The 26,924-nt window shown below is 49.9% G+C and carries 24 protein-coding genes; 11 read left to right on the forward strand and 13 right to left on the reverse strand.

What is annotated here, in order from left to right; translation table 11 throughout:
- Nucleotides 1–124 precede the first annotated feature (124 nt).
- Genes Tanf_RS03385 through Tanf_RS03395 form a run of 3 tightly spaced genes read left to right on the forward strand, consistent with a single transcriptional unit; the run spans nt 125 to nt 4,402 of the window.
- Nucleotides 125–2,293 (forward strand): S9 family peptidase, encoded by a 2,169-nt coding sequence (locus tag Tanf_RS03385; protein ID WP_046824921.1) that lies wholly within the window; start codon nt 125–127, stop codon nt 2,291–2,293.
- On the forward strand, nt 2,293–3,144 hold the full coding sequence (gene lipA / locus Tanf_RS03390; protein WP_046824922.1) for a lipoyl synthase: 852 nt from the start codon (nt 2,293–2,295) through the stop codon (nt 3,142–3,144). Before Tanf_RS03385 ends, lipA begins: the two co-directional genes overlap by 1 nt.
- 49 nt (nt 3,145–3,193) lie before the next feature.
- Nucleotides 3,194–4,402, forward strand: coding sequence for a hypothetical protein (locus tag Tanf_RS03395; protein ID WP_052448989.1), 1,209 nt, complete (start codon nt 3,194–3,196; stop codon nt 4,400–4,402).
- On the opposite strand, the gene Tanf_RS03400 is transcribed toward Tanf_RS03395, so the two are convergent.
- From Tanf_RS03400 to Tanf_RS03430, 8 genes are all read right to left on the reverse strand, one after another.
- Nucleotides 4,380–4,874 carry a metallophosphoesterase family protein gene (locus Tanf_RS03400; RefSeq protein WP_046824923.1) on the reverse strand — a complete coding sequence of 165 codons (495 nt, stop codon included), beginning with the start codon at nt 4,872–4,874 and terminating at the stop codon, nt 4,380–4,382. The genes Tanf_RS03395 and Tanf_RS03400 overlap by 23 nt on opposite strands.
- Before the next feature lie 193 nt (nt 4,875–5,067).
- Nucleotides 5,068–5,214, reverse strand: coding sequence for a DUF3825 domain-containing protein (locus tag Tanf_RS16660; protein WP_172794526.1), 147 nt, complete (start codon nt 5,212–5,214; stop codon nt 5,068–5,070).
- Complete coding sequence (locus Tanf_RS15360) at nt 5,174–5,812, reverse strand: DUF3825 domain-containing protein (RefSeq protein ID WP_046824924.1); 639 nt, start codon at nt 5,810–5,812, stop codon at nt 5,174–5,176. The genes Tanf_RS16660 and Tanf_RS15360 overlap by 41 nt, the downstream gene beginning before the upstream one ends.
- A 37-nt stretch (nt 5,813–5,849) precedes the next feature.
- Nucleotides 5,850–6,932 carry a PCMD domain-containing protein gene (locus Tanf_RS03410; RefSeq protein ID WP_046824925.1) on the reverse strand — a complete coding sequence of 361 codons (1,083 nt, stop codon included), beginning with the start codon at nt 6,930–6,932 and terminating at the stop codon, nt 5,850–5,852.
- Nucleotides 6,933–7,013: 81 nt separating this feature from the next.
- Nucleotides 7,014–8,207 carry a pyridoxal phosphate-dependent aminotransferase gene (locus Tanf_RS03415; RefSeq protein ID WP_046824926.1) on the reverse strand — a complete coding sequence of 398 codons (1,194 nt, stop codon included), beginning with the start codon at nt 8,205–8,207 and terminating at the stop codon, nt 7,014–7,016.
- Between the two features lie 33 nt (nt 8,208–8,240).
- The gene (locus tag Tanf_RS03420) at nt 8,241–9,452 is read right to left on the reverse strand and encodes a bifunctional 3,4-dihydroxy-2-butanone-4-phosphate synthase/GTP cyclohydrolase II (protein ID WP_014225010.1); all 1,212 of its coding nucleotides are present in this window, start codon (nt 9,450–9,452) and stop codon (nt 8,241–8,243) included.
- The gene (locus Tanf_RS03425; protein WP_201774579.1) at nt 9,430–11,328 is read right to left on the reverse strand and encodes an LptF/LptG family permease; all 1,899 of its coding nucleotides are present in this window, start codon (nt 11,326–11,328) and stop codon (nt 9,430–9,432) included. Before Tanf_RS03425 ends, Tanf_RS03420 begins: the two co-directional genes overlap by 23 nt.
- 72 nt (nt 11,329–11,400) lie before the next feature.
- Complete coding sequence (locus tag Tanf_RS03430; RefSeq protein WP_014225013.1) at nt 11,401–11,784, reverse strand: START-like domain-containing protein; 384 nt, start codon at nt 11,782–11,784, stop codon at nt 11,401–11,403.
- Nucleotides 11,785–12,039: 255 nt separating this feature from the next.
- On the opposite strand from Tanf_RS03430, the gene rimP reads away from it, so the two are divergent.
- From rimP to Tanf_RS03470, 8 genes are all read left to right on the forward strand, one after another.
- Nucleotides 12,040–12,507: a ribosome assembly cofactor RimP gene (gene rimP / locus Tanf_RS03435; protein ID WP_041590764.1), complete on the forward strand. Its 468-nt coding sequence runs from the start codon at nt 12,040–12,042 to the stop codon at nt 12,505–12,507.
- Between the two features lie 8 nt (nt 12,508–12,515).
- Complete coding sequence (nusA, locus tag Tanf_RS03440) at nt 12,516–13,901, forward strand: transcription termination factor NusA (protein ID WP_041590765.1); 1,386 nt, start codon at nt 12,516–12,518, stop codon at nt 13,899–13,901.
- Nucleotides 13,902–13,929: 28 nt separating this feature from the next.
- A complete protein-coding gene (infB, locus tag Tanf_RS03445) occupies nt 13,930–16,887 on the forward strand; it encodes a translation initiation factor IF-2 (protein ID WP_014225016.1) in 2,958 nt (985 codons plus the stop codon).
- 12 nt (nt 16,888–16,899) lie between these two features.
- Nucleotides 16,900–17,400: a CvpA family protein gene (locus Tanf_RS03450; protein ID WP_046824927.1), complete on the forward strand. Its 501-nt coding sequence runs from the start codon at nt 16,900–16,902 to the stop codon at nt 17,398–17,400.
- A 1-nt stretch (nt 17,401) separates the two neighbouring features.
- Nucleotides 17,402–18,859, forward strand: coding sequence for a Fe-S cluster assembly protein SufB (gene sufB, locus Tanf_RS03455; protein WP_046824928.1), 1,458 nt, complete (start codon nt 17,402–17,404; stop codon nt 18,857–18,859).
- Between the two features lie 104 nt (nt 18,860–18,963).
- On the forward strand, nt 18,964–19,710 hold the full coding sequence (sufC, locus tag Tanf_RS03460) for a Fe-S cluster assembly ATPase SufC (RefSeq protein WP_041591198.1): 747 nt from the start codon (nt 18,964–18,966) through the stop codon (nt 19,708–19,710).
- A 42-nt stretch (nt 19,711–19,752) separates the two neighbouring features.
- Nucleotides 19,753–21,096 carry a Fe-S cluster assembly protein SufD gene (gene sufD / locus Tanf_RS03465; protein WP_041590766.1) on the forward strand — a complete coding sequence of 448 codons (1,344 nt, stop codon included), beginning with the start codon at nt 19,753–19,755 and terminating at the stop codon, nt 21,094–21,096.
- Nucleotides 21,097–21,192: 96 nt separating this feature from the next.
- Complete coding sequence (locus Tanf_RS03470; protein ID WP_014225021.1) at nt 21,193–21,666, forward strand: hypothetical protein; 474 nt, start codon at nt 21,193–21,195, stop codon at nt 21,664–21,666.
- Nucleotides 21,667–21,672: 6 nt separating this feature from the next.
- On the opposite strand, the gene Tanf_RS03475 is transcribed toward Tanf_RS03470, so the two are convergent.
- The 5 genes from Tanf_RS03475 to Tanf_RS03495 are packed head-to-tail and all read right to left on the reverse strand — an operon-like array spanning nt 21,673 to nt 26,668.
- Entirely contained in the window at nt 21,673–22,692 is a 1,020-nt protein-coding gene (locus tag Tanf_RS03475) for an AI-2E family transporter (RefSeq protein WP_041590768.1), read from the reverse strand.
- A 59-nt stretch (nt 22,693–22,751) separates the two neighbouring features.
- Nucleotides 22,752–23,525, reverse strand: coding sequence for a prephenate dehydrogenase (locus Tanf_RS03480; RefSeq protein ID WP_046824929.1), 774 nt, complete (start codon nt 23,523–23,525; stop codon nt 22,752–22,754).
- 12 nt (nt 23,526–23,537) lie between these two features.
- Nucleotides 23,538–24,608, reverse strand: a complete 1,071-nt coding sequence (locus Tanf_RS03485; protein WP_014225024.1) for a bifunctional 3-deoxy-7-phosphoheptulonate synthase/chorismate mutase type II — start codon at nt 24,606–24,608, stop codon at nt 23,538–23,540.
- A gap of 34 nt (nt 24,609–24,642) precedes the next feature.
- Entirely contained in the window at nt 24,643–25,851 is a 1,209-nt protein-coding gene (locus Tanf_RS03490; RefSeq protein ID WP_046824930.1) for a pyridoxal phosphate-dependent aminotransferase, read from the reverse strand.
- Nucleotides 25,826–26,668, reverse strand: coding sequence for a prephenate dehydratase (locus tag Tanf_RS03495; protein WP_046824931.1), 843 nt, complete (start codon nt 26,666–26,668; stop codon nt 25,826–25,828). Before Tanf_RS03495 ends, Tanf_RS03490 begins: the two co-directional genes overlap by 26 nt.
- Nucleotides 26,669–26,924: the final 256 nt, after the last annotated feature.

The following is a 26,924-nucleotide window of genomic DNA, read 5'->3' on the forward strand; positions in this document are numbered from 1 at the left end:
ATATTCGGATTAGATGAATAAGGAACGTCCGGAATCGCAGTCCGGTTCCTGCTTTTTTTAGCGGACTTGTTTAGAAATATCGGTTTTTTTATTTAAGTTTGCCCGAAGAAAAAAACAAAAAACAATGGGGAAGAAAACAGGAATAGCTCTTTTGCTCTTGCTACTCACGGCAGGAGTTGTCAGCGCTCAGCAGCGGGTGGAACTACGAGGAATTACGGACGGAAAATACCGGCAATCGACGACCGACGGAGGGTTGCGTACCATGACCGACGGAGTACATTATACCGCGATGAACAGGGAGCGGACCATGATTGTCAAATACGACTATCGCACGGGTAAACCGGTCGATACGCTTTTTCATACCAAGACGGCGCGTGAATGTACGTTCGATGATTTCCAGGGATATGAAGTGAGTCCGACCGGCCACCGGATTCTGATCTGGCGCGAGACGGAACCGATATATCGTCGCTCGTTCAAGGCGCAGACTTTTGCTTACGACGTGCGTCGCAACATGGTGAAACCGCTGAACGACTCGGGCGCCAAAGTGATGATTCCGACCTTCTCGCCCGACGGACGAATGTGTGCTTACGTGGTCGATAACAATATATGGGTGAGAAAATTCGATTACGATACGGAGGTGCAGGTCACGAAAGACGGCGCGCCGAACAGGATCATCAACGGCGCTACGGATTGGGTGTATGAAGAAGAATTCACGGTGACGAACCTGATGAGCTGGTCGTCCGACAGCCAATATCTGGCGTACATCCGTTCCGACGAGTCGGAGGTGCCGCAATACGCCATGCATATCTATGGCGACGGCTATTATCCGGGCGAATATATCTATAAATATCCGAACGCCGGCGAAAAAAATTCCCGCGTCACGCTTCATTCCTACAGCATCGAAACGAAAGATATCAAAACGATTCCGGTGCCGGTCGATGCCGACGGCTACATCCCGCGCATCGCTTTTACTGCAGCCCCCGACCAGTTGGCCGTGATGACGCTCAACCGTCATCAGAACATTTTCAGCATGTATTATGCGAATCCGAAGAGCGGCGTCTGCAAACAGATTCTCAAGGAAGAAAGCGACACGTATATTGATTCCAACTGGCTCAATGAGCTGATGTTTACGAACAACGGGTTCTTGTACGTGAGCGAGAAGGACGGTTATGCGCATATTTATCAGTATGCGGCAACGGGCGTAGAGCAGCGTCAGGTGACGAAGGGGAACTGGGACGTGACACGGCTTATCGGTATCGACGAAGCAACGAACACGGTCTATTACGAGTCGGCCGAAGAAAGTCCGTTGCGCCGCGCGGTATATAAGGTAGATGCCAAGGGCGTGAAGACGCGCCTGACGAATCAGGAAGGAACGAACAGTGCGTCGTTCAGCGCCAACTTCGCCTATTATGTGAACCGGTACTCCAGCGCCCGCACACCCACTGTCATCACCGTGAACGAGACAAAAACGGGCAAGACGTTGCGGACGCTCGAAGATAATGCGTCGTTGAAAGAAACGCTGCAAGCCACGGCTTATTCGCCGAAAGAGTTTATCACCGTACAGACCGCGTCGGGCTATGAGCTGAACGCGTGGATCGTAAAGCCGGCCGGCTTCGATCCGTCGAAGAAGTATCCGGTGATGATGTTTCAATACAGCGGCCCCAATTCGCAGTCGGTATTAGACCGCTACGAGTTCGGATGGGAGCAGTATCTGGCGGCAAACGGCGTGATCTGCGTCTGTGTCGACGGACGAGGCACCGGAGCACGTGGCGAGACGTTCCGCAAATGCACTTACCTCAAGCTCGGCGAGCTGGAGTCGAGAGACCAGATCGAAGCCGCTCGGGCGCTGGCCAAGTTACCTTATGTGGACGGCAGCCGGATGGCGATCTGGGGCTGGAGCTTCGGCGGATACAATACGCTGATGGCGCTGAGCACCGGCAACGGCACGTTCAAAGCCGGTATTGCCGTTGCGCCGCCTACCGACTGGCGCTACTACGACACGGTCTATACCGAGCGATTCATGCGTACACCGAAAGAAAATGCGAACGGTTACAATGCCACGTCGCCCATCTTGCTGGCCAAAGATTTGCAGGGTAAGCTGCTGCTGATCCACGGCACAGCCGACGATAACGTACACTTCAAGCAGACGATGGACTATGCCGAGGCGCTCGTGCAGGCCGGTAAACAGTTCGACATGCATATTTACCGGGATCGCGACCATGGCATCTACGGCGGCAATACGCGCTACCATCTATACACGAAGATGACGAATTTTGTACTGGAAAATCTCTAATGAGCATCTATCTTCGGAAGCCCGACTGGCTGAAAATACGTTTGCAGGGGAACGAACAGTTCCGCCGAACGAAAGAAATCGTCGAGTCGCACTGTCTCCATACGATCTGTACGAGCGGCAAATGCCCCAATCAGGGCGAATGCTGGAGCCGTGGCACGGCTACGTTTATGATCGGTGGCGATATCTGCACGCGCTCGTGCCGTTTCTGCAACACGTTGACAGGTAAGCCCCGGCCGCTCAATCCGGACGAGCCGGCGCAGGTGGCCGAGAGTATTCGCCTGATGAAGTTGCGGCATGCCGTCGTTACGTCGGTCGATCGGGACGATCTGCCCGATCTCGGTGCCCGGCACTGGGTGCAGACGATCCGGCGTATCAAAGAGCTGAATCCGCAGACGACGCTCGAAGTACTGATCCCCGACTTTCAGGGGCGGACGGAGCTGGTCGATCAGGTGATCGATGCGGCGCCCGAAGTTATCTCGCATAACCTCGAAACGGTGCGCCGTCTCACACCGCAGGTGCGCAGCGCGGCACGTTACGAGGTGAGCCTGTCGGTGCTGAAACGCATTGCCGAGCGCGGACGGTGTGCCAAGACGGGCATCATGGTCGGGCTGGGTGAGACGACGGCCGAGGTGGAGGAGCTGATGGACGATGCCTGCGCTGTGGGGGTATCGGCACTGACGATCGGGCAGTACCTGCAACCCTCGCGCAAGAACCTGCCGGTGACGGAATACGTCACTCCTGCGCAATTCGAAGCTTATCGTGAAACGGCTCTCTCGAAAGGTTTTCGTTCGGTCGAGAGCGCACCGTTGGTGCGTTCGTCGTATCATGCCGAGCGAGTGCTTGAAGAATGAAATTTCTTATTCGCAACAAAGCACCCCTATACATTGTTATATATGCAGCATGGAACAAATTACCCGTATAAAGAACAGCATGGATATCCGTAAGGGCTTGAATAATCAAGCCGTCGGGTTGTTGCCGTTGCTGTTGCTGATGTTTCTGAACAATTTCTATACGTACCTTGTCTCGTTCGTTATCGCAGGGGTGTTCTGTGTGGTTAGCTGTTTTACGTTCTGGGGACTGTTTCGCGGCAGGAAGTATCAGTTTATGCTTTTGCCTACGGCCCTTACGCTGATACTCTATTCGCTCTTCCTGTTCTTACGTCTCGAGCCGGTCTTGTATCTCCATTCCCCGCTTATTGCCGAATGGCTGTTAGTTGCCGTCTTGTCGATGATCGGCTTTTCGAAGCGCCCGATCATCGGCCGAGTACGTAAATCGAATCGTCCGGCGTTGAAGCGCGCTCCGTTGCGTACAGCCTTGAACGAGTTCTTTTTTGTGGCGCAGATTGCCCAGAATATTTATACGTTGCATCTGTTTATCCTTCTGTTCTATATGATTCTGCCCGAGAACTACCAGCATATCTGGGTCGAACGGCTGCTCTACCGTGAGGCTCCCTTGTTTATCGGTCTGGGGATTATCGTCTACGAGCAGATCCGGGTATCGATGATGAAGCACGGTTTGGCGGAAGAGAAATGGTTGCCCGTGCTCGATAAGAAAGGCAAAGTGATCGGACGGATTGCTTATTCGGTCAGCCTCACTTCGCAGGCGCGGCATTATTGTCATCCGGTGGTGCGTATTGCCGTGGTGTATGACGGGATGCTCTACCTCGTCAAACGCGGCTCTGTTCAGCCTGTCTCGCCCGAGGCGCTCGATCATCCGTTTTACGGGTATGTGCTTTTCAAGCAGACGTTCGAGCAGACGGTGCGTGAGTTATTGGGCAACTCGCTGACCAAGGGCGAAGCCAAGCCTCATTTGCTCGTTCGCTATCCGTTCGAGAACGAGCGGGTGACGCAACTCGTTTCGTTGTACGTGCTGACGCTGCATTCCGAAGAAGCCTTCGTGAACTATGTAAAAACGGCCGAAGGGAAGCTGTGGACACCCCGTCAGATCGAAGAGAATCTGCAGCAGGGACTGTTCAGCGAATACTTCGAGAAGGAGTATGCCTATCTGCAACATACCGTATTGCTGGCCGAGCAATACACGGCGAAGCGCGAACAGCCGGTCGAGGTATCGGCCGAGACGGAGCCGGTTACCGTTTCGCCAACTCGATAATTTCCATATCGCGGATATCTGCCCCGTCGATGACGAAACGCATCAGCGTGCGCACCGTATGAAAGCCGCTTTTTCCCGCTGCTCCGGGGTTCAGGCATAGACAATTCAAACGTTTGTCGAACATTACTTTGAGGATATGCGAATGTCCGCAGACGAACAGTTGCGGCTTCGTTTCGTAGAGCTCGGCGCGTATGGCCGGCTCATAACGTCCCGGATAGCCGCCGATATGGGTCATCATGACGGACACGTCTTCGACCGTGAAGTGAAGGGTCTTCGGGTACATCTGTCGCACGGGGTAGCCGTCGATGTTGCCGCAGACAGCCCGTAGTGGACGTATCGCCGAGAGTCGCAACGCCACGTCGGCCGAGCCGATATCTCCTGCATGCCAAATCTCGTCGCACGAAGCGAAGTAGGTGGCGTATTTCTCATCCCACCATCCGTGAGTATCCGAAAGTAATCCGATCGTTTGCATCAAGAGGCGAAAGTATAAAAAAGAAAGCATCTTTCATAAAGATGCTTTCCTATAATCTTGCTTTAAATCTTCTCTTAAAGTGTATCTTCTTTGTGTTTACAGTAAAATGTATCTTCTTTACAGAATTGTATGATCTTATAATAAAGATATTTGTTGCAAAATTACTATAATCGATTTAACCTGCAAATGTTTTTTATACTTTTAACCATTCATCATCCGGTTTGGCAATCAAACGTGCATTGTTTATGGCCATGTCTAATGTCAGGCATGTAGAAGCTCTGTAAACACCATGTTCTTTTTCAATAACTAATGCCAGATCTGCGGAGGCTTTTGAGGTCAAGCATAAAGGTAGGAGTAATTGGAGGTGTCCGTCGTAGTATTGAGGGACAGCTGTTTTGTAATTTCTGCGTATCCTTCTTATGGCAATCTTTAATTGTCCCTTCCAGTAAGATTCCCAATTGGTACTTATCCATGGTTTGCAGGGCGGTGGGAAATCTTGCGATATTATCGTCAATAATATGATTTACATTAGGTCTTAATTCTAATCTGGTATCATAAATCAGATCGGATGAATTTTCAAAATAGTTGGCATTGTCCGGCAAGCATGAAAATTTCATTAATTCTCTGTCACTGGCTTTTCTCCACCCGATAAAGAACCATTGAATTGTACCCGGTCTTCTGTTCTTCTGGAATAAACCGTATATTTCTTCTTGATAGTCTGTAACCAAGCCGGTATTGAAGATGGCATATCCATGTTGTTCCAGCACTTTGCCTTCTTCATAGACCTTGACAAAGGTATGTCTGATGTAATTTTCCAAAATAGGATTCTTACCGATGGGATTCTTTTTATAATCCCAGTCTTCTTTCATGGCCATCGACTTTAACTCTTCGATACATCCATGAAAATCCTTGAACCATCCGTAGTCAAACAGTTTCATATACGATCTTTTTCAGCAAAGGTAAAGAATTTTATCTTCACTCACAAACAATTTCTACTTCATCGATATAGAGGGTGCTGCCGGGAGCGCCGCTGAAAGTTGCTCCTGCTATGCTCGATGTAAAGACGACAGCCAGATTGTAGATGCCGTTGCGCAGCTTCGCCGCATCGATGGTTTTGCCTTCGCGCGTGATGAAGGGGAGTCTGAAGTGCATCCACTCGTCCGTCTCTTTTTGATTTTCGACGACGGCGGTGCAGATCACGTTCGGATGCGTCAGAATATTCGTGCCGTCGAGGGTTTTAAGTGTCTTGTCCGTTTCATACAGTACGGCATAGAAATGACAGCGGTCGGTGATTGCTGTTTGTGTGGGTTGGCCGTTCTGATAATACGTTGTCCCTGCTTTGTATTTGTAATAGCCTGAAAGATAAAGCGGCCGACGGTAGAAGGGCAATCCGAAGCGCGTTGCTTTCAACGGAGTGCTGAGTGCGCTCAGGAGATCGAACGTACCGATAAACAGGTTTCCTGCGGCGATCGGCATACCGGCAAGAGCGCCGAAGCTGCCGGTGCTGCGTGTCGTCAGGCGGGCGCATTGTCCGGTGTATCCATTGGCCGACTGAGCGGTGGGATAGTCGTCGGGTGTTTGCGCGTTGCCTGTCATGGCAAACCCGAGGTTTCCGCTGGCCCACTCCATTGAGACGCGTCCGTTTTGCTTCTCGGCAAAGATGCAGAAGCGGCCGTTCTTTTCGGCTACCGTATCTTCGAAATGATACCTTGTCGGCAGTTCGTCGGTCACGAATGCGACGGTATACGTTTTTTTCCACTGCCCGTCTTGCGATGTGACGGTGTATGTTTGAGGCGTAGAGAAGTTGCGGGTCGTACCTCCGGCCGGTTCGATGACGGCGCCGTCGGACAAGGTGAATGAGAGCGTTTGACGTGTCAGGTCTGCATTGGCTTCTACGAAGAGCGTGATTTTATCGTTTTCAATGATCGGTTCGCGCTTGAGGAGAGACGCCTCGGCAAGGGTACATGTCAGGATGTCGGCTTCCGCGTTCGGCAGCTCGTCGCGCAGGCAACCGGTCGATAAGAGTGGGAGGATCAGCAGGAAAAAGAGTCGTTTCATATACTTCTGTGAAGGATGTTGCGTCAAAACATTTCGTTCTGACGCAACATCGCTGTCCCTTGTTTTATATTCGGCTCCAACTTATTTCAGTTGTGCCAATGCTTCGGTGATGCGACGCATCGCTTCGGTCAGGTTCTCGTCCGAGGTAGCGTATGAGAGACGGATACATTCGGGTGCACCGAACGAGTCGCCGCCTACCGTAGCCACATGGGCTACTTCGAGCAGGTACATCGCCAGATCGGCCGCGTTCTTTACGGTTCGTTCGCCGGCGCTTTTGCCGAAGTAGCTGCTCACATCGGGGAAGATATAAAAAGCCCCTTCGGGTACGGAGAGCTGAACACCGGGAATCTCACGGCAGAGGCGGCAGATCAGATCACGCCGGCGCATAAAGGCTTGTCGCATCTCCTCTACGCAACGCTGATCGCCGGCAAAGGCTTCTTTGGCGGCTTTCTGTGCGATGGAGCTGGCGCCCGACGTGTATTGTCCCTGCAATTTGTTCGTTGCCTTGGCAATCCACAGCGGCGCGGCAATGAATCCGATACGCCAGCCCGTCATGGCGTATGCTTTCGATACGCCGTTGATGATTACAATCCGCTCTTTTATCTCGGGGAACTGTGCGATGCTTGCATGTTTCCCTACATAGTTGATATGTTCGTAGATTTCGTCAGACAGTACGATGATGTTCGGATGTTTGACTAACACCCCGGCAAGCGACTGAAGTTCTTCGCGGCTGTACACACTGCCGGTCGGGTTCGACGGCGAACAAAGCATTAACGCCCGCGTGCGGGGCGTGATCGCCGCTTCGAGCTGTGCCGCCGTGATTTTGAAATTCTGATCGATACCGGCCGGGATGATCACATTCGTGCCTTCGGCAAGTTTTACCATCTCTACGTAGCTCACCCAGTAGGGAGCGGGTACGATCACTTCATCGCCCGGATTGATGATACTTAGCAGCGTATTGCAGACCGACTGTTTGGCTCCGTTCGATACAATGATCTGATCGACCGTATAATCGAGACCGTTTTCGTTTTTCAGTTTGTCGACAATCGCTTTCCGTAAATCCATGTAACCGGGTACGGGTGAATAGAACGAAAAATTCTCGTCGATGGCTTTCTTGGCCGCCGCCTTGATATGATCGGGCGTAAAAAAGTCCGGTTCGCCCACGCTCAGGTTAATGATGTCTACGCCCTGCGCTTTCAGTTCGCTACTTTTTTGTGACATGGCCAGCGTTGCCGATGTTGAAAGGCTGGCCAAACGTGCTGATACCTGTTCCATATTATTTAGATGTTTTTCAATAGAGTGATTGTGTTATTTGATGTTTTGCAACTGGTGTCCCATGCGCTCTTTTTTGGTGCGCATGTAAAACTCGTTATGCTCGTTGGGCGGCACTTCGATCGGGATGTTCTCGACGACTTCCAGTCCGTAAGCTTCCAACCCGACGCGTTTGACGGGGTTGTTCGTCATCAGGCGCATCTTCGTCACGCCGATCTGACGCAGTATCTGTGCTCCCACACCATAGTCGCGCTCGTCGGCCTGATGGCAGAGCTTCAAGTTGGCTTCGACCGTGTCCATGCCCTCTTCCTGCAGCTTATATGCGTGAATCTTGTCCATCAGTCCGATACCGCGCCCTTCCTGATTAAGGTAGAGCACCACGCCTTTACCTTCCTGCTCGATGAGGCGCATAGCCTTGTGCAGTTGTTCGCCGCAATCGCATCGCATCGAACCGAAGATATCGCCTGTCATGCACGACGAGTGGACGCGGACGAGCACCGCCTCGTCTGCGTTCAGTTCGCCTTTGATCAGTACCACATGTTCCGCCCCGTTGCTTTTCTGGCGGAAAGGAATGATGCGGAAACGTCCGTGCTCGGTTGGCAGGTCGGCCTCGACCCCCTTCTCTACGAGCGATTCTGTTCTGAGGCGGTAGGCAATCAGGTCGCGTATGGTGATGATCTTGATGCCGAATTTTTTCGAGACTTCGATCAGTTGCGGCATGCGCGCCATCGTTCCGTCTTCGTTCAGGATTTCGATCAGCGCCCCGGCCGGATACAGCCCGGCCAGTCGTGCCATATCGACCGTGGCCTCGGTATGTCCTGCGCGGCGCAGTACGCCGCGCGAGCGGGCGCGCAACGGATTGATGTGTCCCGGTCGTCCCAGGTCGGACGGCTTCGTGGCCGGGTCGGCAAGCGCTAAAATCGTCTGCGCCCGGTCATAGATCGAGACGCCCGTCGTACATCCGCCTCCCAGCTTGTCTACGGTCACGGTAAACGGCGTCTCAAGCATGGAGGTATTATGAATCACCTGCATGTTCAGCTCCAATTCTTCGCACCGTTCTTCCGTAATCGGTGCACAGAGTACGCCCCGACCGTTCGTCAGCATAAAATTGACCTTTTCCGGAGTGATCTTTTCTGCGGCGATAATGAAATCTCCTTCGTTTTCGCGATCTTCGTCATCGACGACGATCAGAAATTTTCCCTCACGAAAATCTTCAATTGCTTCTTCAATCGTGTTCATTCGGTTCATATGTCTCGTTTTTTAGAATATTCAACAGTTCATTACTTACCTGGGTCATCGTTCGTATGTCGTGCAACAGCAGTTTGCGACGATAAGTGGCCAGCAGATATATTGGCAGGCCGATGGGAAAAAGCCAACCCAATATTTTCCCCACCGTCCGGCTTATCCGGAAATGAATAGGATAGTATCCGTTGAGAATCGGGTAATCCATCAGTTTGTTCAGCACCAGATGGCGATCGGAATTACTTCCTTCGGTTACCAGTTCTTCCAGCTGTACGGAGATCCGTTCGGCTTCCGGGTCTCTGCCTCCCTGCTCCCAGAAACGAAAATAAGGCATCCATTGTCCGGACGTTTTCAGGTAGGTTTCGCATTGTTCTTTCAAGCGCTCAATTTGTGCTCCCCATATTGCATTGTCGACATGAAACATGATGACTTCTTTCTTTTCGATCTTACGTGTTGCGCGTTTGCCGATCAGTTTTTTCAGCCCTTCGACATACGTGTCGGCATTGAGGATAACCGAGTCGTTCGAGGCTTTGTAGGTAAGGAACACCCCGAGCGGAAGCAGTACGGCCGAGCTTAGCCACATGCCTTGCCATGGCTGCCACATGCCGTTGCTGGCCATCTTCAGGCCGATGTTATTGATGACATAGTAAAAAATAAACAGGAAGACGGAAATCACGACCGGCATGCCTAATCCGCCCTTGCGGATGATAGCACCTAACGGTGCACCGATAAAGAAGAAGATCAGGCAGGCAAACGAAAGCGTGAATTTCTGGTGCATCTCGGTATGATGGCGACGCATCTCTTTCTCGTCGCCGGATAATACGGCCGCTTTGAAGTCATAGTCTGACTTTGTCGTTTCGATCGCATTTTTGGCTTGTCTAAGCAACATGACTTGTCTGCCCGGCGGTAATTCCCGGCACAGACGGTCGAAGTCCGGAATTTCTTCCGTGTGCACGGTGTCTTCCTCTTTTGCTCCTTCCAACTCTTTCCGGTATGACTGCTGATAGATTGCTCTCGCATTCATTTGCTTGATACTGTCCAAGTGAGCTGTCATCGAATCGATGGAGGATTGCAGATCAGCCAGGTTTTTACCGATGTATCGGTCTTGCAGGATCGATTCGTCGGCACGATGAAAATCCGAATCGAATCGGATCAGCATCTCCCGCACCTTGAACGACTCCTTCATATAGGGTATTGCTTCACTGCTTCCAATGCCGTCTTTGTTGAAGTTCTTGAACATCTTGCCCTCGAACAGATAAAGCACCAGAAACTGCTTGTCGGCCGAAATCTTCATCCGTCCCGAATCGGCCACAATCACCTGGGCATTGTTAAAACCTTCGGAATAATCATAGATCATCAGGTGGTTCAGTCGCCCGTCTTTGTCTTTTCTCTTGACATAGAGGTTGTAACCTTCGATTTGATTGGAGAAGGTGCTTTCGGGGATTTGCAATTCGGGCGATTTGGCCCTGATGGAGCCCAGGAGGGTCCACATTTTTACTTGTGAGAGAGGGATGATGTTGTTCTGGAAAAAGAAGGCGCCCACGGCAACGAACGATAGGAGTATGATAAACGGGCGCATGATGCGAGGCAAAGAAATTCCGGCTGACTTCATGGCCAACAGTTCAAGCTGTTCTCCTAAGTTCCCGAATGTCATCAGGGAAGCCAGCAAAATGGCCAAAGGCAATGCCATCGGTACAAGGGAAAGGGCTGCGTAGAAAAACATCTCGAGAAGAACACTGATCTCAAGACCTTTGCCTACCATCTCATCTACGTATTTCCAGAGAAACTGCATCAGGACAATAAACATGCAAATGCCGAAAGTCATCAAGAATATCGGCATGAATTTTTTTAACAAAAAGAGATACAATCGTTTAATCCCCATAATGTCCTTTCAAATCAACTGCAAAAGTAGTGTAAAAAGAGATAATATATCACCTCTTGATGTGAAACAACATTAAATTCCTAACGTCCGTTTGAGTACTTCCACCTGCGAATCCCACAGATCGATGGCATCCGTCTTTTCGTTCGGCTCTGCAAAATCGGTAATCTCAAGCGCCGTAGATCCGGTAAGCTCGATCGTATGGATGATAAATTCGAAGTAGGCATTCTCATCTTCCTCTTCAAGCCATCGATAGCGAACGCTGACTTCGGGTTTGATTTCGATGATTTCGGCTTGTTCCTGCATTTTTTTCCATGTGAATGTGTAGATGTTCCCTCTGATATCTACCGTATCGGCAAACCAGGAAGATAGTCCGAGGGCTGTTGTTAGATGGTTCCACAGGCTACGATTCGAAACTTTGTCGAAAATGTATTCGATATGAAATTTTTCCTTTTTCATCCTGTCTTTGTTACTGTTCGGTTTTTTTGTGCTGCGCAAGATACAAAAAGGATAAGACATTACAAAAAAGAAGCGATGAAAAAACGAGTCGATATTTTATTTTATTGATTATTAGTTTGTTTTAGTTGTTTTGAAAAGTAAAGCAATAAATTTGTGCTTTTTTTCTTGGTAAAAAGGCTGATTTATTGTATATTTGCACCCGGCTAAAGTAAAAAGGGGATGGGGGCGAGTAGTCCCCATCTTTCTATTATAGAGATGATTGAAGCGAAAATGGTGGCCGGTTTGGCCGAGGCGTATTTGGCAGATTCGGAGTGTTATCTGGTTGATGTAACCGTTGCTCCGGATAATCTTATCGTGGTGGAAATCGATCACGATCAGGCTGTCGGTATAGAGGATTGTGTGGCGCTAAGCCGTTATATTGAAGCGGGTCTGGACAGAGATGTTGAAGATTATGAGTTGGAAGTGACCTCGACCGGACTGACGTCACCTTTTAAGACACTTCGTCAGTATTTGAAAAATATAGGGAATGAGGTTGAGGTGTTGTTGAAGAGCGGTGAAAAGCTGTCCGGGTGCTTGAAGTCGGCTGATGACACAGGGTTTGTCGTTACGGTCGGCCGGCCGGTGAAACCGGAGGGCGCCAAACGCAAAGTAACGGTTTGTACGGATGAGAGCTACCTTTATGACGAGATAAAATATACGAAAAATATAATCAGATTCAAATAGGAAATTTTATGGCGAGAAGACAAGAAACAGTCAGTATGATTGATACGTTGCAGGAATTTAAGGAGTTGAAGAGCATAGATAAAGATACGATGATCAACGTGCTGGAAGAATCATTCCGCAATGTGATCGCCAAGATGTTCGGGACGGATGAAAACTACGATGTGATCATCAATCCGGAAAAAGGTGATTTTGAAATCTGGCGAAACCGGATGGTCGTGGAAGACGGTCATGTGGAAGACCCGAATCTGGAAGTTGCATTAAGTGAAGCGCAAAAGATCGATGCCGACTGTGAAGTGGGCGAAGAAGTGACGGACGAAGTACATTTTGCGGACTTCGGACGTCGTGCCATTTTGAATTTACGCCAGACGCTTTCTTCGAAAATCTTGGAGTTGCAAAAAGATAATTTGTACGCCAAATATAGAGATTTGATCGGCTCGATCGTAACGGCCGATGTTTATCAGGTCTGGAAAAAAGAAGTTTTGCTGTTGGATGACGAAGGGAATGAATTGTTGTTGGCTAAGGCAGAGCAGATTCCAAGCGATTTTTATCGCAAGGGAGAATCGGTGCGCGCCATTGTGCAGCGGGTAGAGAATGATAATAACAATACGAAGATTTATCTCTCACGAACGGATAAAGTCTTCTTACAACGTCTCTTTGAGCTTGAAGTGCCTGAAATCAACGATGGTCTTATCACCATCAAAGCCATTGCACGTATTCCGGGCGAGCGGGCCAAAATTGCCGTTGAATCGTATGACGAACGGATAGACCCTGTCGGAGCGTGCGTCGGGATGAAAGGATCGCGCATCCGCGGAATCGTGCGGGAACTTCGAAACGAGAATATCGATGTGATCAACTATACGAGTAACACGTCGTTGTTTATTCAGCGCGCTTTGAGCCCGGCCAAGATATCGTCGATCCGTGTGGATGAGGAAGAGCATAAGGCGGAAGTTTTTTTGCGTCCCGAAGAAGTTTCCCTCGCCATCGGTAAAAACGGATTGAATATCAAGTTAGCCAGTATGTTGACGGACTATACGATCGACGTGTTCCGCGATATCGATGCCGCTGACGAAGAAGATATTTATCTGGACGAATTTGCTGATGAGGTCGATATGTGGGTGATTGATACGCTGAAGAATATCGGTTGTAATACGGCTAAGGCCGTACTCGCACTGTCGCGTGAAGAGATTATGGAACGTGCCGATTTGGAAGAGCAAACGGTCGATGAAGTATTGAGTATTCTGTCAGCCGAATTTGAAGACGAAGAAGAGGAACCGTTCGAGCCGGATTTTGAGCCTTTCGAAGAGGAGGAGCCGTATGCTCCGGAAGACGTACCGGAGTTCCTGCCGAAGGAGCAGGACACGGAAAGTGAAGAAGAACAAGAAGAGAAGGAATAACATACGAGATCCATACAAGAAGAAATATATGCCTGTTAAATTAAACAAAGTACTCAAAGACTTGAATGTCGGTCTTCAGACGGTGGTCGATTTCCTGCACGGAAAAGGATGTGAAATTGATAACAATCCCAATGTTCGGATTCAGGATGATCAGTATGCATTGCTGGTTAAAGAATTCGGAAAGAACCTGTCGGAGGCCGAACGTCGCCGTCTGCTTGAAAAAACGGCTCCGAAAGCGTCGGTAAAGGAAGCTCTCCCAAAGGGTAAAGAAAAGGAAGAAAAACCGAAAAAAACGCCGGAGGTGATTAAAACGGAGGTTCCTGACGAGATCAAACCTAAGTTTGTTACGAAGGGTAAGATTGACCTTGCGGGTGTCGGTAAACCGAAGAAAGAGGGTACGAAGCGGACAAAAAAAGAGGCGAAAAAGGAAAAAAACGTGTCTTTTGCTACTCCTGCAGAAGAAGTAGAAGAGGCGAACAAGATCGAAAAAGTACAGCAACCGGAATCGACACAAGCTCCGGAGTCGAAAGTCATACCACCGCCCGCACCGCCTGTCGAAGCGCAAGAGGTGCAGACGTCGGAACGTCCTGTCGCAGGAGGATCTGTGGCAAACAAAAAGGAAGAGCCGGCAGGAATGACTGAAGCTGAAGAGAAAACGGTCGAAACGTTGTCGGAGCAATCACCGGAAAGCAAGTCGGTTCCGAGGCCGGAGGAGGAAATCTTCCGCTTGGGACAGCCGAAATTGGAGTCGGCGATTAAAGTAACGGGCAAAATAGATTTGTCGTCCATCAACCAGTCGATGCGTCCTAAGAAAAAGAGCAAAGAAGAGCGTAGAAAAGAGCGCGAAGAGAAACGCAAACAGCAGACGCCGGCGGACCATAAGCAGAAATCCGGAGCCGGCAATGTAAGTTCGACAGCCCCTGTGGCATCGACCGGTGAGGGCGGAAAAAAGAAGCGTAAACGGATCAAGAAAGATAAGATCGATATCAATGCGACGGTGGGTACGAACAGTCGTCGCGATGATCGCGGGCGCAGTCATGATCACGGAGGAAAACGTTTGAAGAAGCCGGTTCGTACCGAGATCAGTGAGGAAGACGTACAGAAGCAGGTGAAGGAAACGCTGGCCCGCCTCACAAGCAAAGGCGGAAAGAGCAAAGGGGCCAAATATCGTCGTGAGAAACGCGATGCCGTAGCACACCGTGAACAGGAATTGCAGCTTGAGGAAGCCAAGGAGAGCCGTGTTTTAAAACTGACCGAGTTTGTGACGGCTAATGATCTGGCAAACATGATGGATATCTCTGTCGCGGAAGTGATCTCCACTTGTATGAGCATTGGCATGATGGTGTCGATTAATCAGCGTCTCGACGCCGAGACGATTAACATCGTGGCAGAGGAGTTCGGTTTCAAGACGGAATATGTAAGTGCCGAAGTGTCCGAAGCGATTAAAGAAGAGGAAGATAATCCGGAAGATTGGGGGGCACGTCCGCCGATTGTGACAGTGATGGGGCACGTGGATCACGGAAAAACATCTTTGCTTGACAATATCCGGAATGCCAATGTGATTGCCGGTGAAGCAGGCGGAATTACACAGCATATCGGTGCATACAATGTGACGTTGTCCGATGGCCGACATATCACATTCTTAGATACTCCCGGTCACGAAGCCTTTACGGCCATGCGTGCTCGCGGTGCCAAGGTGACGGATATTGCGATCATCATTGTGGCGGCAGACGATAGCGTCATGCCACAGACGGTCGAGGCGATCCATCACGCTTCTGCGGCAGGAGTGCCGATCGTTTTTGCCATTAACAAGATTGATAAGCCCGGAGCAAATCCGGACAAAATCAAAGAAGAACTTTCACAGATGAATTATCTGGTGGAAGACTGGGGCGGGAAGTATCAAAGTCAGGAAATCTCGGCCAAAAAGGGGATAGGTGTACCGGAATTGCTTGAAAAAGTATTGCTCGAAGCCGACTTGCTCGAACTGAAAGCCAACCCAAAGAAGCGTGCAACGGCTTCCGTCATCGAATCGTCGCTTGATAAGGGACGTGGTTATATGGCGACGGTGTTAGTGAGCAACGGAACGTTACGGCAGGGGGATGTCATATTGGCCGGTACGCACTACGGGCGTCTTAAGGCGATGTTTAACGAACGCAATCAGCGTGTCGAAAGCGCAGGGCCGTCGGAGCCGGTGTTGATTCTCGGATTGGACGGTGCGCCTCAGGCCGGCGATACCCTGAATGTTCTTGAAACGGAACAGGAAGCACGTGAGATTGCCGGTCGTCGCGAACAATTGCAGCGCGAGTTGGGGCTGCGTACGCAGAAACGTTTCGGGCTCGAAGAGTTGGGACGCCGTCGCGCACTTGGCGACTTCCATGAGCTCAACCTCATTGTCAAGGGCGATGTGGACGGTTCGGTCGAAGCCTTGTCTGACTCTTTGATCAATCTTTCGACGGAAGAAATTCGGGTCAATGTGATTCATAAAGCCGTTGGTCAGATTTCGGAATCGGATGTGGAATTGTCGGTTTCGTCAGATGCCATCATCATCGGTTTCCAGGTGCGTCCGGCGGCATCGGCACGTAAACTGGCCGACAAAGAAGGCGTGGAGATTCGTTTGTACTCGATTATCTACGATGCGATCGAAGAAGTGAAATCTGCGATGGAAGGTATGCTTTCGCCGGAGATCAAGGAAGAAATCTGTGGGAATGTGGAAGTACAGCAGGTCTTCAATATCTCAAAGGTGGGTACGGTGGCCGGCTGTATCGTGAAAGAAGGCAAGATCAAACGTACGAACAAAGTACGTGTCATTCGTGACGGTATTGTGATTCATACGGGCGAACTTAGCTCGCTGAAACGTTTCAAAGACGAGGTGAAGGAGGTCGTGACCGGACAGGAATGCGGTATTTTTGTCAATAATTACAACGATGTTCAGGTGGGCGATATGATTGAACCGTTCGATGAGATTGAGATAAAGAAAACATTATAGTGTTTTTGGCGGATGAACTGGAACTGGTTGGATATTGTCATTATCTGCCTTGTCGGAACCGGTTTTTTGAAAGGGTGGATTGACGGATTTATCCGTCAGATGGTAGCATTACTTGCGTTGCTTGCTGCGATCTACTTGTGTGCAAAGGTCGCCGTGTTCATCCGCGAATATATTTTACAGACCGGTTGGTTCCCGGAAAATACGGTGGCTGTCGTTAGCTATGTGATCGCATTCGTGTGCATTCTTATGGTGGTTACACTGGTCGGAGGCTGGGTACATAAGGTCATGGATGCGACGCCCCTGAGCTTGGTCAATCATTTGGCTGGCGCTGTCTTTGGGGCTGTTGTCGCTTTGTTTATCGCTAGTCTGACACTGAATCTGTTGGAAGGCATAGATCGTCGTTCCGTGATTCTCACACCACAAACGAAGGTAGAATCCCGTTTATATGATTATGTAAAAGAAGTTGTGCCGGCAATCTGTCCGGCCGATTTATTTGTAAGGAGGAAAAATTAACATGGATACAACAAAAAAAAATACAGCCCCGATCTTAGATGAAATAACCGGTAGCGAATATAAATACGGTTTTACGACAGAGATCGAGACCGATATGTTGCATCGCGGATTAAACGAGGAAGTGGTGCGCATGATTTCCGCCAAAAAAGAAGAGCCGGAATGGCTGCTTGATTTCCGCCTCAAGGCGTTACGTCACTGGCAGACCTTAGAGATGCCTGCATGGGCTCATCTGAAGATTCCGCCGATCGACTATCAGGATATTATTTATTATGCAGCGCCGAAGGCCAAAGTAGGGCCGAAGAGCCTCGATGAGGTTGATCCTGAGCTGTTAAAGACGTTCGACAAACTCGGCATCCCCCTTCATGAGCAGAAGGTCCTGAGTGGGATGGCGGTCGATGCCGTGATGGACAGCGTCTCGGTGAAAACGACGTTTAAAGAAACGTTGGCTGAGAAAGGCATCATCTTCTGTTCATTCAGCGAAGCGGTAAAGCATCATCCGGATTTGGTCAAGCAATATATGGGAAGTGTCGTGGGTTATCGCGACAACTTCTTTGCGGCACTGAACTCCGCCGTCTTTTCCGACGGATCGTTCGTGTATATCCCCAAAGGCGTGCGCTGCCCGATGGAGTTGAGCACGTATTTTCGAATCAATGCCGCTAACACGGGGCAGTTTGAACGAACCCTGATCGTAGCCGATGACGAGTCGTATGTCAGTTACCTTGAAGGATGTACCGCACCGATGCGTGACGAGAACCAGCTGCATGCAGCCATTGTGGAGATCGTTGCTCACAGACGTGCCGAAGTAAAATATTCGACGGTGCAGAACTGGTATCCGGGCGATAAGAACGGCAACGGTGGGATTTATAATTTCGTGACTAAGCGGGGCATCTGCAAAGGTGAAGGCAGTAAAATCTCGTGGACGCAGGTAGAAACGGGTTCGGCCATTACGTGGAAATATCCGTCGTGTATTCTGGCCGGCGATTACTCGGTGGGAGAGTTTTATTCCGTTGCGGTGACGAATAATCACCAACAGGCCGACACGGGTACGAAGATGATCCACTTGGGGCGAAACACCCGCAGCACGATCGTATCGAAAGGAATCTCGGCCGGTCACAGTCAGAACAGTTACCGGGGTATGGTGAAAGTCGCCGCTCGTGCCGAGGGAGCACGTAATCACAGTCAGTGCGACAGCTTGTTACTCAGCTCTACCTGTGGCGCGCATACGTATCCTTATGTCGATATCCAAAATGAAACGGCTGTTGTAGAGCATGAAGCAACGACTTCGAAAGTCAATGAAGAACAGCTGTTCTATTGTAACCAGCGTGGTATCGATACCGAGAAAGCCGTAAGCTTAATTGTCGGCGGATATGCTCGTGAGGTGATGAACAAGCTGCCGATGGAGTTTGCGGTAGAAGCGCAGAAGTTGTTGGCGATCTCGTTGGAAGGAAGTGTGGGATGATACGTATATCTTCCGTTCCGTTTTTCGGAACGGGACGGGGAAAGTTTGTTATATTATTATTAGACATGTTATTCTGGGATTAAGATTGAATTATGGGAGAAATCTTGTTAGAGATAAAAGATTTACATGCAGAGGTTGACGGTAAAGAGATTCTCAGGGGACTTAACCTGACCGTCAGGAAAGGTGAAATACATGCGATTATGGGGCCGAACGGTTCCGGTAAAAGCACGCTCAGCAGTGTGCTCGTCGGTAATCCGGTGTTTACGGTGACAAAAGGAACGGTGAGGTATAAGGGCAAAGACCTGTTGGAGCTCTCGCCCGAAGAGCGGAGCTGCGAGGGGATATTCCTCAGCTTCCAGTATCCGGTAGAGATTCCGGGGGTCAGCATGGTCAATTTCATGCGGGCTGCGGTCAATGCACAGCGTGAATATCGAAATGAAGAGCCGGTTTCGGCCTCGGATTTTCTGAAGATGATGCGTGAGAAACGCGAGATTGTGGAGCTCAATAATAAGTTGATGAGCCGTAGTGTCAATGAAGGCTTTTCCGGGGGAGAGAAGAAACGCAACGAGATTTTTCAGATGGCCATGCTCAATCCGACATTGGCTATTCTGGACGAGACGGATAGCGGCCTCGATATCGATGCATTGCGCGTTGTGGCTAACGGGGTAAACAAACTCAAATCGCCCGATAATGCGTCGATAATCATTACTCACTATCAGCGTCTGCTCGATTATATCAAGCCCGATGTCGTGCATGTCCTCTACGAAGGACGTATGGTGAAAACTGCCGGTGCCGAACTGGCTCTTGATTTGGAGAAGAAAGGCTACGATTGGTTGAAAACGAACGATTAACGGCGAAAGATGAATAGTTTGCATATATCGGACAAGGATGCGATGCATCCGGAAAAACAATACATGGATTTTTTTACGCAGCACGAAGATGTGCTCCACCGCTATGCGCCGGCGTTTATGAACGCCTTGCGGACACAGGCTTTGGCCGATTTCGAGCGGACAGGCTTCCCCTCCCCCCTGCATGAAGACTATCGTTATACCGATGTTGCCAAGGCGTTTGCGCCTGACTATGGGTTGAACTTGACCCGTCTGCATGTGCCGACCAACCCTTCGGACGTGTTCCGCTGTGATGTGCCGAACATGAGCACCTCGCTCTACTTCGTAGTGAATGATTCGCTTTATACCGATACGTTACCGAAGACTTCCTTGTCCGAAGAGGTATATGCGGGAGGGATGCACGCGTTTGCCGAGCTTCACCCCGAGATCGCATCACGCTACTACGGCAAGGCTGCCGATACTTCGGCCGATGCTGTCAGCGCCCTCAATACGATGCTGGCACAAGACGGGTTTGTGCTTTATGTACCTCGGGGCGTCCACGTCGAACGCCCCGTACAGTTGATTAATATCTTCCGTAGTACGGTCGACCTGATGGCGAACCGTCGCGTGCTGATCATTATAGAGCCGCATGCATCGGCCAGATTGCTCGTCTGTGACCATAGCATGGATGATGTTAAATTCCTTGCTACTCAAGTGGTTGAAATCTTTGCTGAAGAAGGGGCATTCTTCGATTACTATGACTTGGAAGAAAGCTCGGCTTCGACTACGCGTTTTTCGTCGCTCTATGTCGAACAGGCTGCTTCGTCTAATGTCTTGGTTAACGGTATCACGCTGAATAACGGACTGACCCGTAATAATTACCGGATTCGTCTGAACGGCGAAGGAGCGGAAGCGACGCTTTGCGGAATGGCCATTGAAGATCGTGATCAACAGGTGGATACGTACACCCATATCACGCATGTTGTACCGCATTGCACCAGCAACGAGTTGTTTAAGAACGTCCTTGACGAGCGCGCAGTAGGTGTTTTCAGCGGGCGGATATTTGTGAATGAAGGCGCGCAGAAAACAGAGGCTTACCAGACGAACCGTAACATGTGTCTCACCTCCGATGCCCGTATGTACAGCAAGCCGCAGCTCGAGATTTATGCCGACGATGTGAAATGTTCGCATGGCATGACGACCGGTCAACTTGATGAACAGGCGCTCTTCTACATGCAAAGCCGTGGTCTTCCTTACGAAGAGGCGCGGATGATGCTCAGCGTCGCTTTTATGTCGGATGTGATCGATCATGTGCGTCTCGACGCCTTAAAAGACCGTCTGCACCTGCTTGTCGAAAAACGCTTCCGCGGCGAACTGGCCCGATGTGCCGGATGCAGATACGGAAACTGAAGCATTTATATTCTTTACTATTTTTACTTCTTCCCCCTTTGTCCGGATAATGACGTTCTGTATAGGGGGGGGAGGATTACAAAACACAACGAACAGATGAAAACATTTTTTAAAACTACCTTTTTGCTTCTGCTCACTCTGGTATTGTTGATCCGTTGCGGAGGAAGCGAGCCGAAGCATTTTTCTTATACTTATGTGCTGGAGAGCACCCGAACGTACCGGCTGTCACTATCGATAGACAGCGAGAGGCATTACGTTGTAGAGAAGCAGAACATCCGTTTTGAACAGTACGAGCCTTACCATGCGGAAGGGACACTGACCGACGGGGAATATGCGCGATTTAAATCGTTACTGGCTAAAAGTAAACTTTTTGATATGAATGACTCATACGGATTCGAGAAAGAGCCGGATCAGCCTGTTGCCGATATGATTTACCAAATTGCCTGTCAGGCGGACGGACGCGAAAAATTTATTTCGATCCGTCATACCGAAACGATGACCTTTTCCCGTCATTTTACGGAGCTGCTGAAATATACGAATGAGTTTATCAGCAACCAAGTAAAAGAATAGCGGCTATTACATATTGCCTTTGTCCAGATACTCGGTTTTAAACATTTTGACAAGCAGGAAAAAGATAGAGAGCAGCAACGGGCCGAAAATGATTCCCCAGAATCCGAAAACCGACAGGCCGAAAATCACTCCGAAAACCGTGATGAGGGGGTGTGTATCGGCCAGTTTTTTCTGAAGGATAAAACGGATGACATTGTCGATGTTCGTGAGGATGATGGCGCAGAAAGCTCCCAGTCCGATAGCGTTCGTCCAGTCGCCGACCATCATCAGATATACCACGATCGGCACCCATACGATGCCGGTGCCGACGATAGGAATGATGGTTGAAAAGCATGTCAGAAAACCGAAAAGTAAAGCACTCGGCACACCGAATATCAGATATCCGATATAGGCGATGAGACCTTGTATGATAGCGAGTAGAGGAATGCCGATAGCATTCGACCGCACCATAACATATACTTCGCTGGTAATATTCTTCCTGTTTTCAGGGCTAAATGGCAGCAGTTCGTAAAAATACTGTTCGATCGTCCGGAAATTAAGCAGGATAAAATACAAGAGGAAGATCAGTACGACAACCGTCACAACCATACTGCTCATCTGGCTGATAAGGTATTGAATAACGGTGCTGATATAGCCCGTGGCTGTTGTCAGGTTTTCGGACGAGAACAAATCGTAGCCGAATCGTTGCCGGAGTTGAATCTCGAGGTTTTCAATCATCTTTTGCAGGGATGAAATATCCATGTCGATGTTTTGTACCTTTCCCAACAGTGCCCGGATCATAAAATAAAGCGGAACCGTAATGACAGCTGCCACTTCGAACAGAATAAGGATCGTGGCCAGCACATGATTCATCTTTTTCTTTTCCGTCAGGTAAATCATTTGCCGGCGCACCATCACAAAGATGGTAAAAGCTCCCAACAGTCCGTTTACAAACATCCACAGTTCCTTAATAATTACCCATCCCAATAACAGGATCAGGATACCAAGCGAATATTTCCAATATTTTTCTTTTCCTGTCGAAGCCATCTTTTTTTATAATGTTAAGCCGCATAAAGATAGAAAGTTTTTCCGGTTGCAGACTTTCTCTAGTCGATTTTTTTGCGGAGACGCGCCAAATAGCCTCGCATCGCTTCCGTATCGCGTTCGGCAATGATTTTCTGTAATTCGTCCAGTTCGCGCCGGATACGGTCGATCTGTCCGGGTGTTCGCGGGTTAAACAGGATTTCAGTCAGCAGATAATCATCTTCGGACAGCACGCCTCGAGCAATCTTCATGTGGCGTCTGAAAGTCGTTCCCGGCGCATCCTGATGTACCATCGTTGCGACAAAAACAAACGTCGAAGCAAAAGGAATCCCCAACGAGTAAGCAACGACTTTATCATGTTCCTCAAACGTGTATTCAAAGATATTCAGTTTCAGTTTCTCATATAAGTCTTTGAAGAAAATTTTGCCAAGATGGTCGCCTTCGGAGATGATGATGGCATTCTCCTGCATCAGGTTACCAAGGTTCGCAAAGGTCGGCCCGAACATCGGGTGGGTAGAGACGTACGGAAAACCGCAGTCTTTGTAGAACTCCAGCAGGTTGGTTTTCACCGATGCGATGTCGGAGATGATACAATAGGGTCGGAGATGCGGCAATACGCTTCTGAATGCGTCGAGCGTGTGGGTCAGGGTGACGCAGTTGATGACCATCTCGGGGGCAAACGCGTCGATCTCGTCGACCGATTGCATACGCAGGGCATTGTAGATAAAACGCATCCGCTTCGGGTCTTGTTCGAGTACGGCCACCTCATGGTCGAAACTCAGCAGGTCGGTAAAGAAAGACCCCATCTTTCCCGCGCCTAAGATCAATATTTTCATTGTCTGTTCAGTCTATTCGTTCATGACAATCATTTGCTGACGTACCGATTCCTCATGAATTTCTTTCAGGACAGCCTGCACGAAATCAGGATTCAGATCCATTGCTACCCCGGCCTTGGTGCGATTCTCCAGAATCTCTCCGTAGCGCGGTGTTTGCAGTATCGGCATACGATGTTCTTTCTTATATACTCCAATCTCCCGGGAGATACGCATCCGTTTGGCCAACAGTTCGAGCAGATTCTCGTCGATCCCGTCGATTTGTCGGCGCAGTTCGTACAGGTTTTCGGTCGTTTGGTTTGACTCGCGGATGACGAGCAGGTTCAGCACATAATCCAGCACTTCGGGGGTAATCTGTTGTGCCGCATCGCTCCATGCATGGTCCGGGTTGCAGTGCGTTTCGATGATCAGTCCGTCGAAGTTCAGGTCCATCGCCTGCTGACAGAGCGATGCAATCAGTTCGCGTTTACCGCCGATATGGCTGGGGTCGCAAATGATGGGCAGGTTTGGCATACGGCGACGCAACTCGATAGCAATATGCCAGAGCGGGAGGTTACGATACATCTTCTTGTCGAACGAACTGAACCCGCGATGTACCGCTCCGATACGGTGGATACCTGCTCCGTAAAGGCGTTCGATGGCGCCGATCCAGAGCTCCAGATCGGGATTGACCGGGTTTTTAACCAGCACGGGGATGTCAACGCCTCGCAGCGCATCGGCCACATCCTGCATGGCAAACGGATTGACTGCCGTCCGTGCGCCGACCCATAAAACATCGACTCCAGCCTTTAAGGCTTCAAAAACATGGTCTCTCGTGGCCACCTCGGTAGCCACATACATGCCTGTCTCCTCCTTTACTCTCTTCAACCATGGCAGTCCAATGGTACCCACTCCTTCAAAGCCTCCCGGTTTGGTGCGGGGTTTCCAGATGCCTGCGCGAAAGATGCGAATACCGATCGCAGCTAATCCTTTAGCCGTAGTCAAGACCTGTTCTTCGGTCTCGGCGCTGCACGGCCCGGAAATCACGAGCGGACGCTTGTCTTCGATCCCCGGTAATAAAATAGATTGTAAATTTAATTCTTCCATATAGTTTATTTTTTTTGTTTATCTGTGTGTTATGTTATTGTTTCCATCTGTTGTTGATTCGTTCCAGCGCCTCAGTCAGTTGTTCCTCTTTACAGCAGAGCGAGAGCCGGACATAGCGTTTGCCTGCATTGCCGAAAATAAATCCGGGCGTGATAAATACGTTGGCTTCACGGAGCACACGATCCGCCAATGCTTCGCCGCTCATTTCCCTATCGGCTATCCGTCCCCAGAGGAACATACCAACCTGTTGCTCGTCGTATGTGCAATCCAGCGCCTGCATGATCTGTCCGGCCAGTTTGCGACGACCACGATAGATGCGGTTCATCTCAGCGTACCATGCCGGCGGTGCGTTCAACGCTTCGACTACGGCCGATTGCATCGGGCGGAACTGGCCTGAATCGACGTTGCTCTTCACTTTCAGAATCCATTGTACAAACTGCGCATTCGACACCAGCATGGCCATACGCCATCCGGGCATGTTGTGCGCTTTACTCATCGAGTTGAGCTCGATAGCGATTTCTTTGGCTCCTTTTACGCGCAGGATGCTGCGCGGATGATCGTTGAGGATGAAGCTATATGGATTATCATGGCAGATAACGATTCCGTGGCGACGGCCAAAAGCGATCAGCTGTTTGAACAGAGCCTCGTCTCCGTCGGCACCGGTCGGCATATTCGGGTAGTTTGTCCACATCAATTTAATGCGGGTGAGGCCGCTGGCTTGCCGCTCGGCCACGATCTGCTCCAGCGTGTCGAAGTCGGGCTGCCAGCCGTTCGACACTTGTAATTCGTAAGGGATCAGATCAGCTCCGACAAGCCGGCTCACCGAACGGTATGTCGGATAGCCGGGGTCAGGCACGAGCACACCGTCGCCCGGATTGAGGAAAGCCATAGAGATATGCAGAATCCCTTCCTTCGAGCCGATAAGCGGCAGGATTTCCGTTTCCGGATCTGCCTCCACGTCGAACCATCGCCGATACCATCCGGCATAGCTGTGCCGCAGTTCGGGAATGCCTGTATAGGGCTGGTAACCGTGTACGTCCGGGCGGCATGCTTCGCGACAGAGCGTGGCGATCGCCCCGTCCGACGGTGGCAGGTCGGGGCTTCCCACGCCGAGGCTGATCACACGCATACCTGCGGCATTCATCGCGGCGACCTCTTTCAGTTTCTTTGAGAAATAATATTCCTGCACGCTGTCCACACGCGTGGCAGGCATAACATCATATACCTTGTTTTCCTTCTGCATATTCTCCTAAAATTTTCAAATCCTTCGTCAGCGGCATAATCGCATCCAGCGCCTGTTTGTAGCGTGGATAATCCGAGAACGTCAGATTGACGTAAAACAAATATTCCCATTCGCGCCCGATAATCGGCAACGACTGTATTTTCGACAGATTCATATCATAGAACGAGAGAATCGTCAGGACTTTCGAGAGGCTGCCGGCCGTATGTGGCAAAGAGAAAACGAGCGAAGCCTTGTTCTTCGTCACTCCTTCAAGGAGTTCGGAAGCCATCGGCGGGGTGGCCACGGCCAGAAAGCGCGTATAGTTGCGTTTGTTCGTCTCGATGCCTTCGGCCAGCACCTCCAGACCGTACATATCGGCTGCCCGACGCGCACAGATAGCGGCATGACCGTGCATCTGCTCCGCGGCGATCCGTCGTGCACTGCCCGCCGTATCATCCGTCTCGACGAGCTTGACATGCGGAAGCGTCGCCAGAAAATCATCGCATTGCATCAGGGCGATCGGATGCGAATTGATTTCGGTAAGGTCGGACATGTTCGTCCCCGGAAGTGCGGCCAGTGAGTGCATAATACGTAATTTATACTCTCCCGTCACCACGCACCCGCTCTGTCGAATCAGATCGTGATTCTGCAACAGACTTCCGGCAATCGTGTTCTCGATCGCCATGATTCCGACCGTCCGTTCATCGGACGTGACTTTTCGCACAAGCTTCTTAAAGGTCTCGCACGGTACTAACTCGATCGGCTCGTCTTCGAAATATCGATGTGCCGCTACATCATGATACGAACCGGCTATTCCCTGTATGGCAATTTTTCTCATTCTTTATGTTTATTTTTTTCTTCATGTTCGCAACATCAAAAAAAAATCCCGCCACTCACATGGCAGGACCTTTTTCTAAATGGCAATACCCTAAGGTACTTTTTTCGTTTCTTACACACATCAAGTCCTGCCTTTATCTCTACCAAGATAAAAGTAATAATACTTGTGAGTGTAAAATCGTTTCATTTTTTTGTTCACATAATCATATCATGTGCAAAGATACGGCGTCTTTTTTAACATGCAAGAAAAAAATGCT

This window comes from Tannerella forsythia (genome assembly GCF_001006485.1).
Taxonomy (GTDB): Bacteria; Bacteroidota; Bacteroidia; order Bacteroidales; family Tannerellaceae; genus Tannerella; species Tannerella forsythia.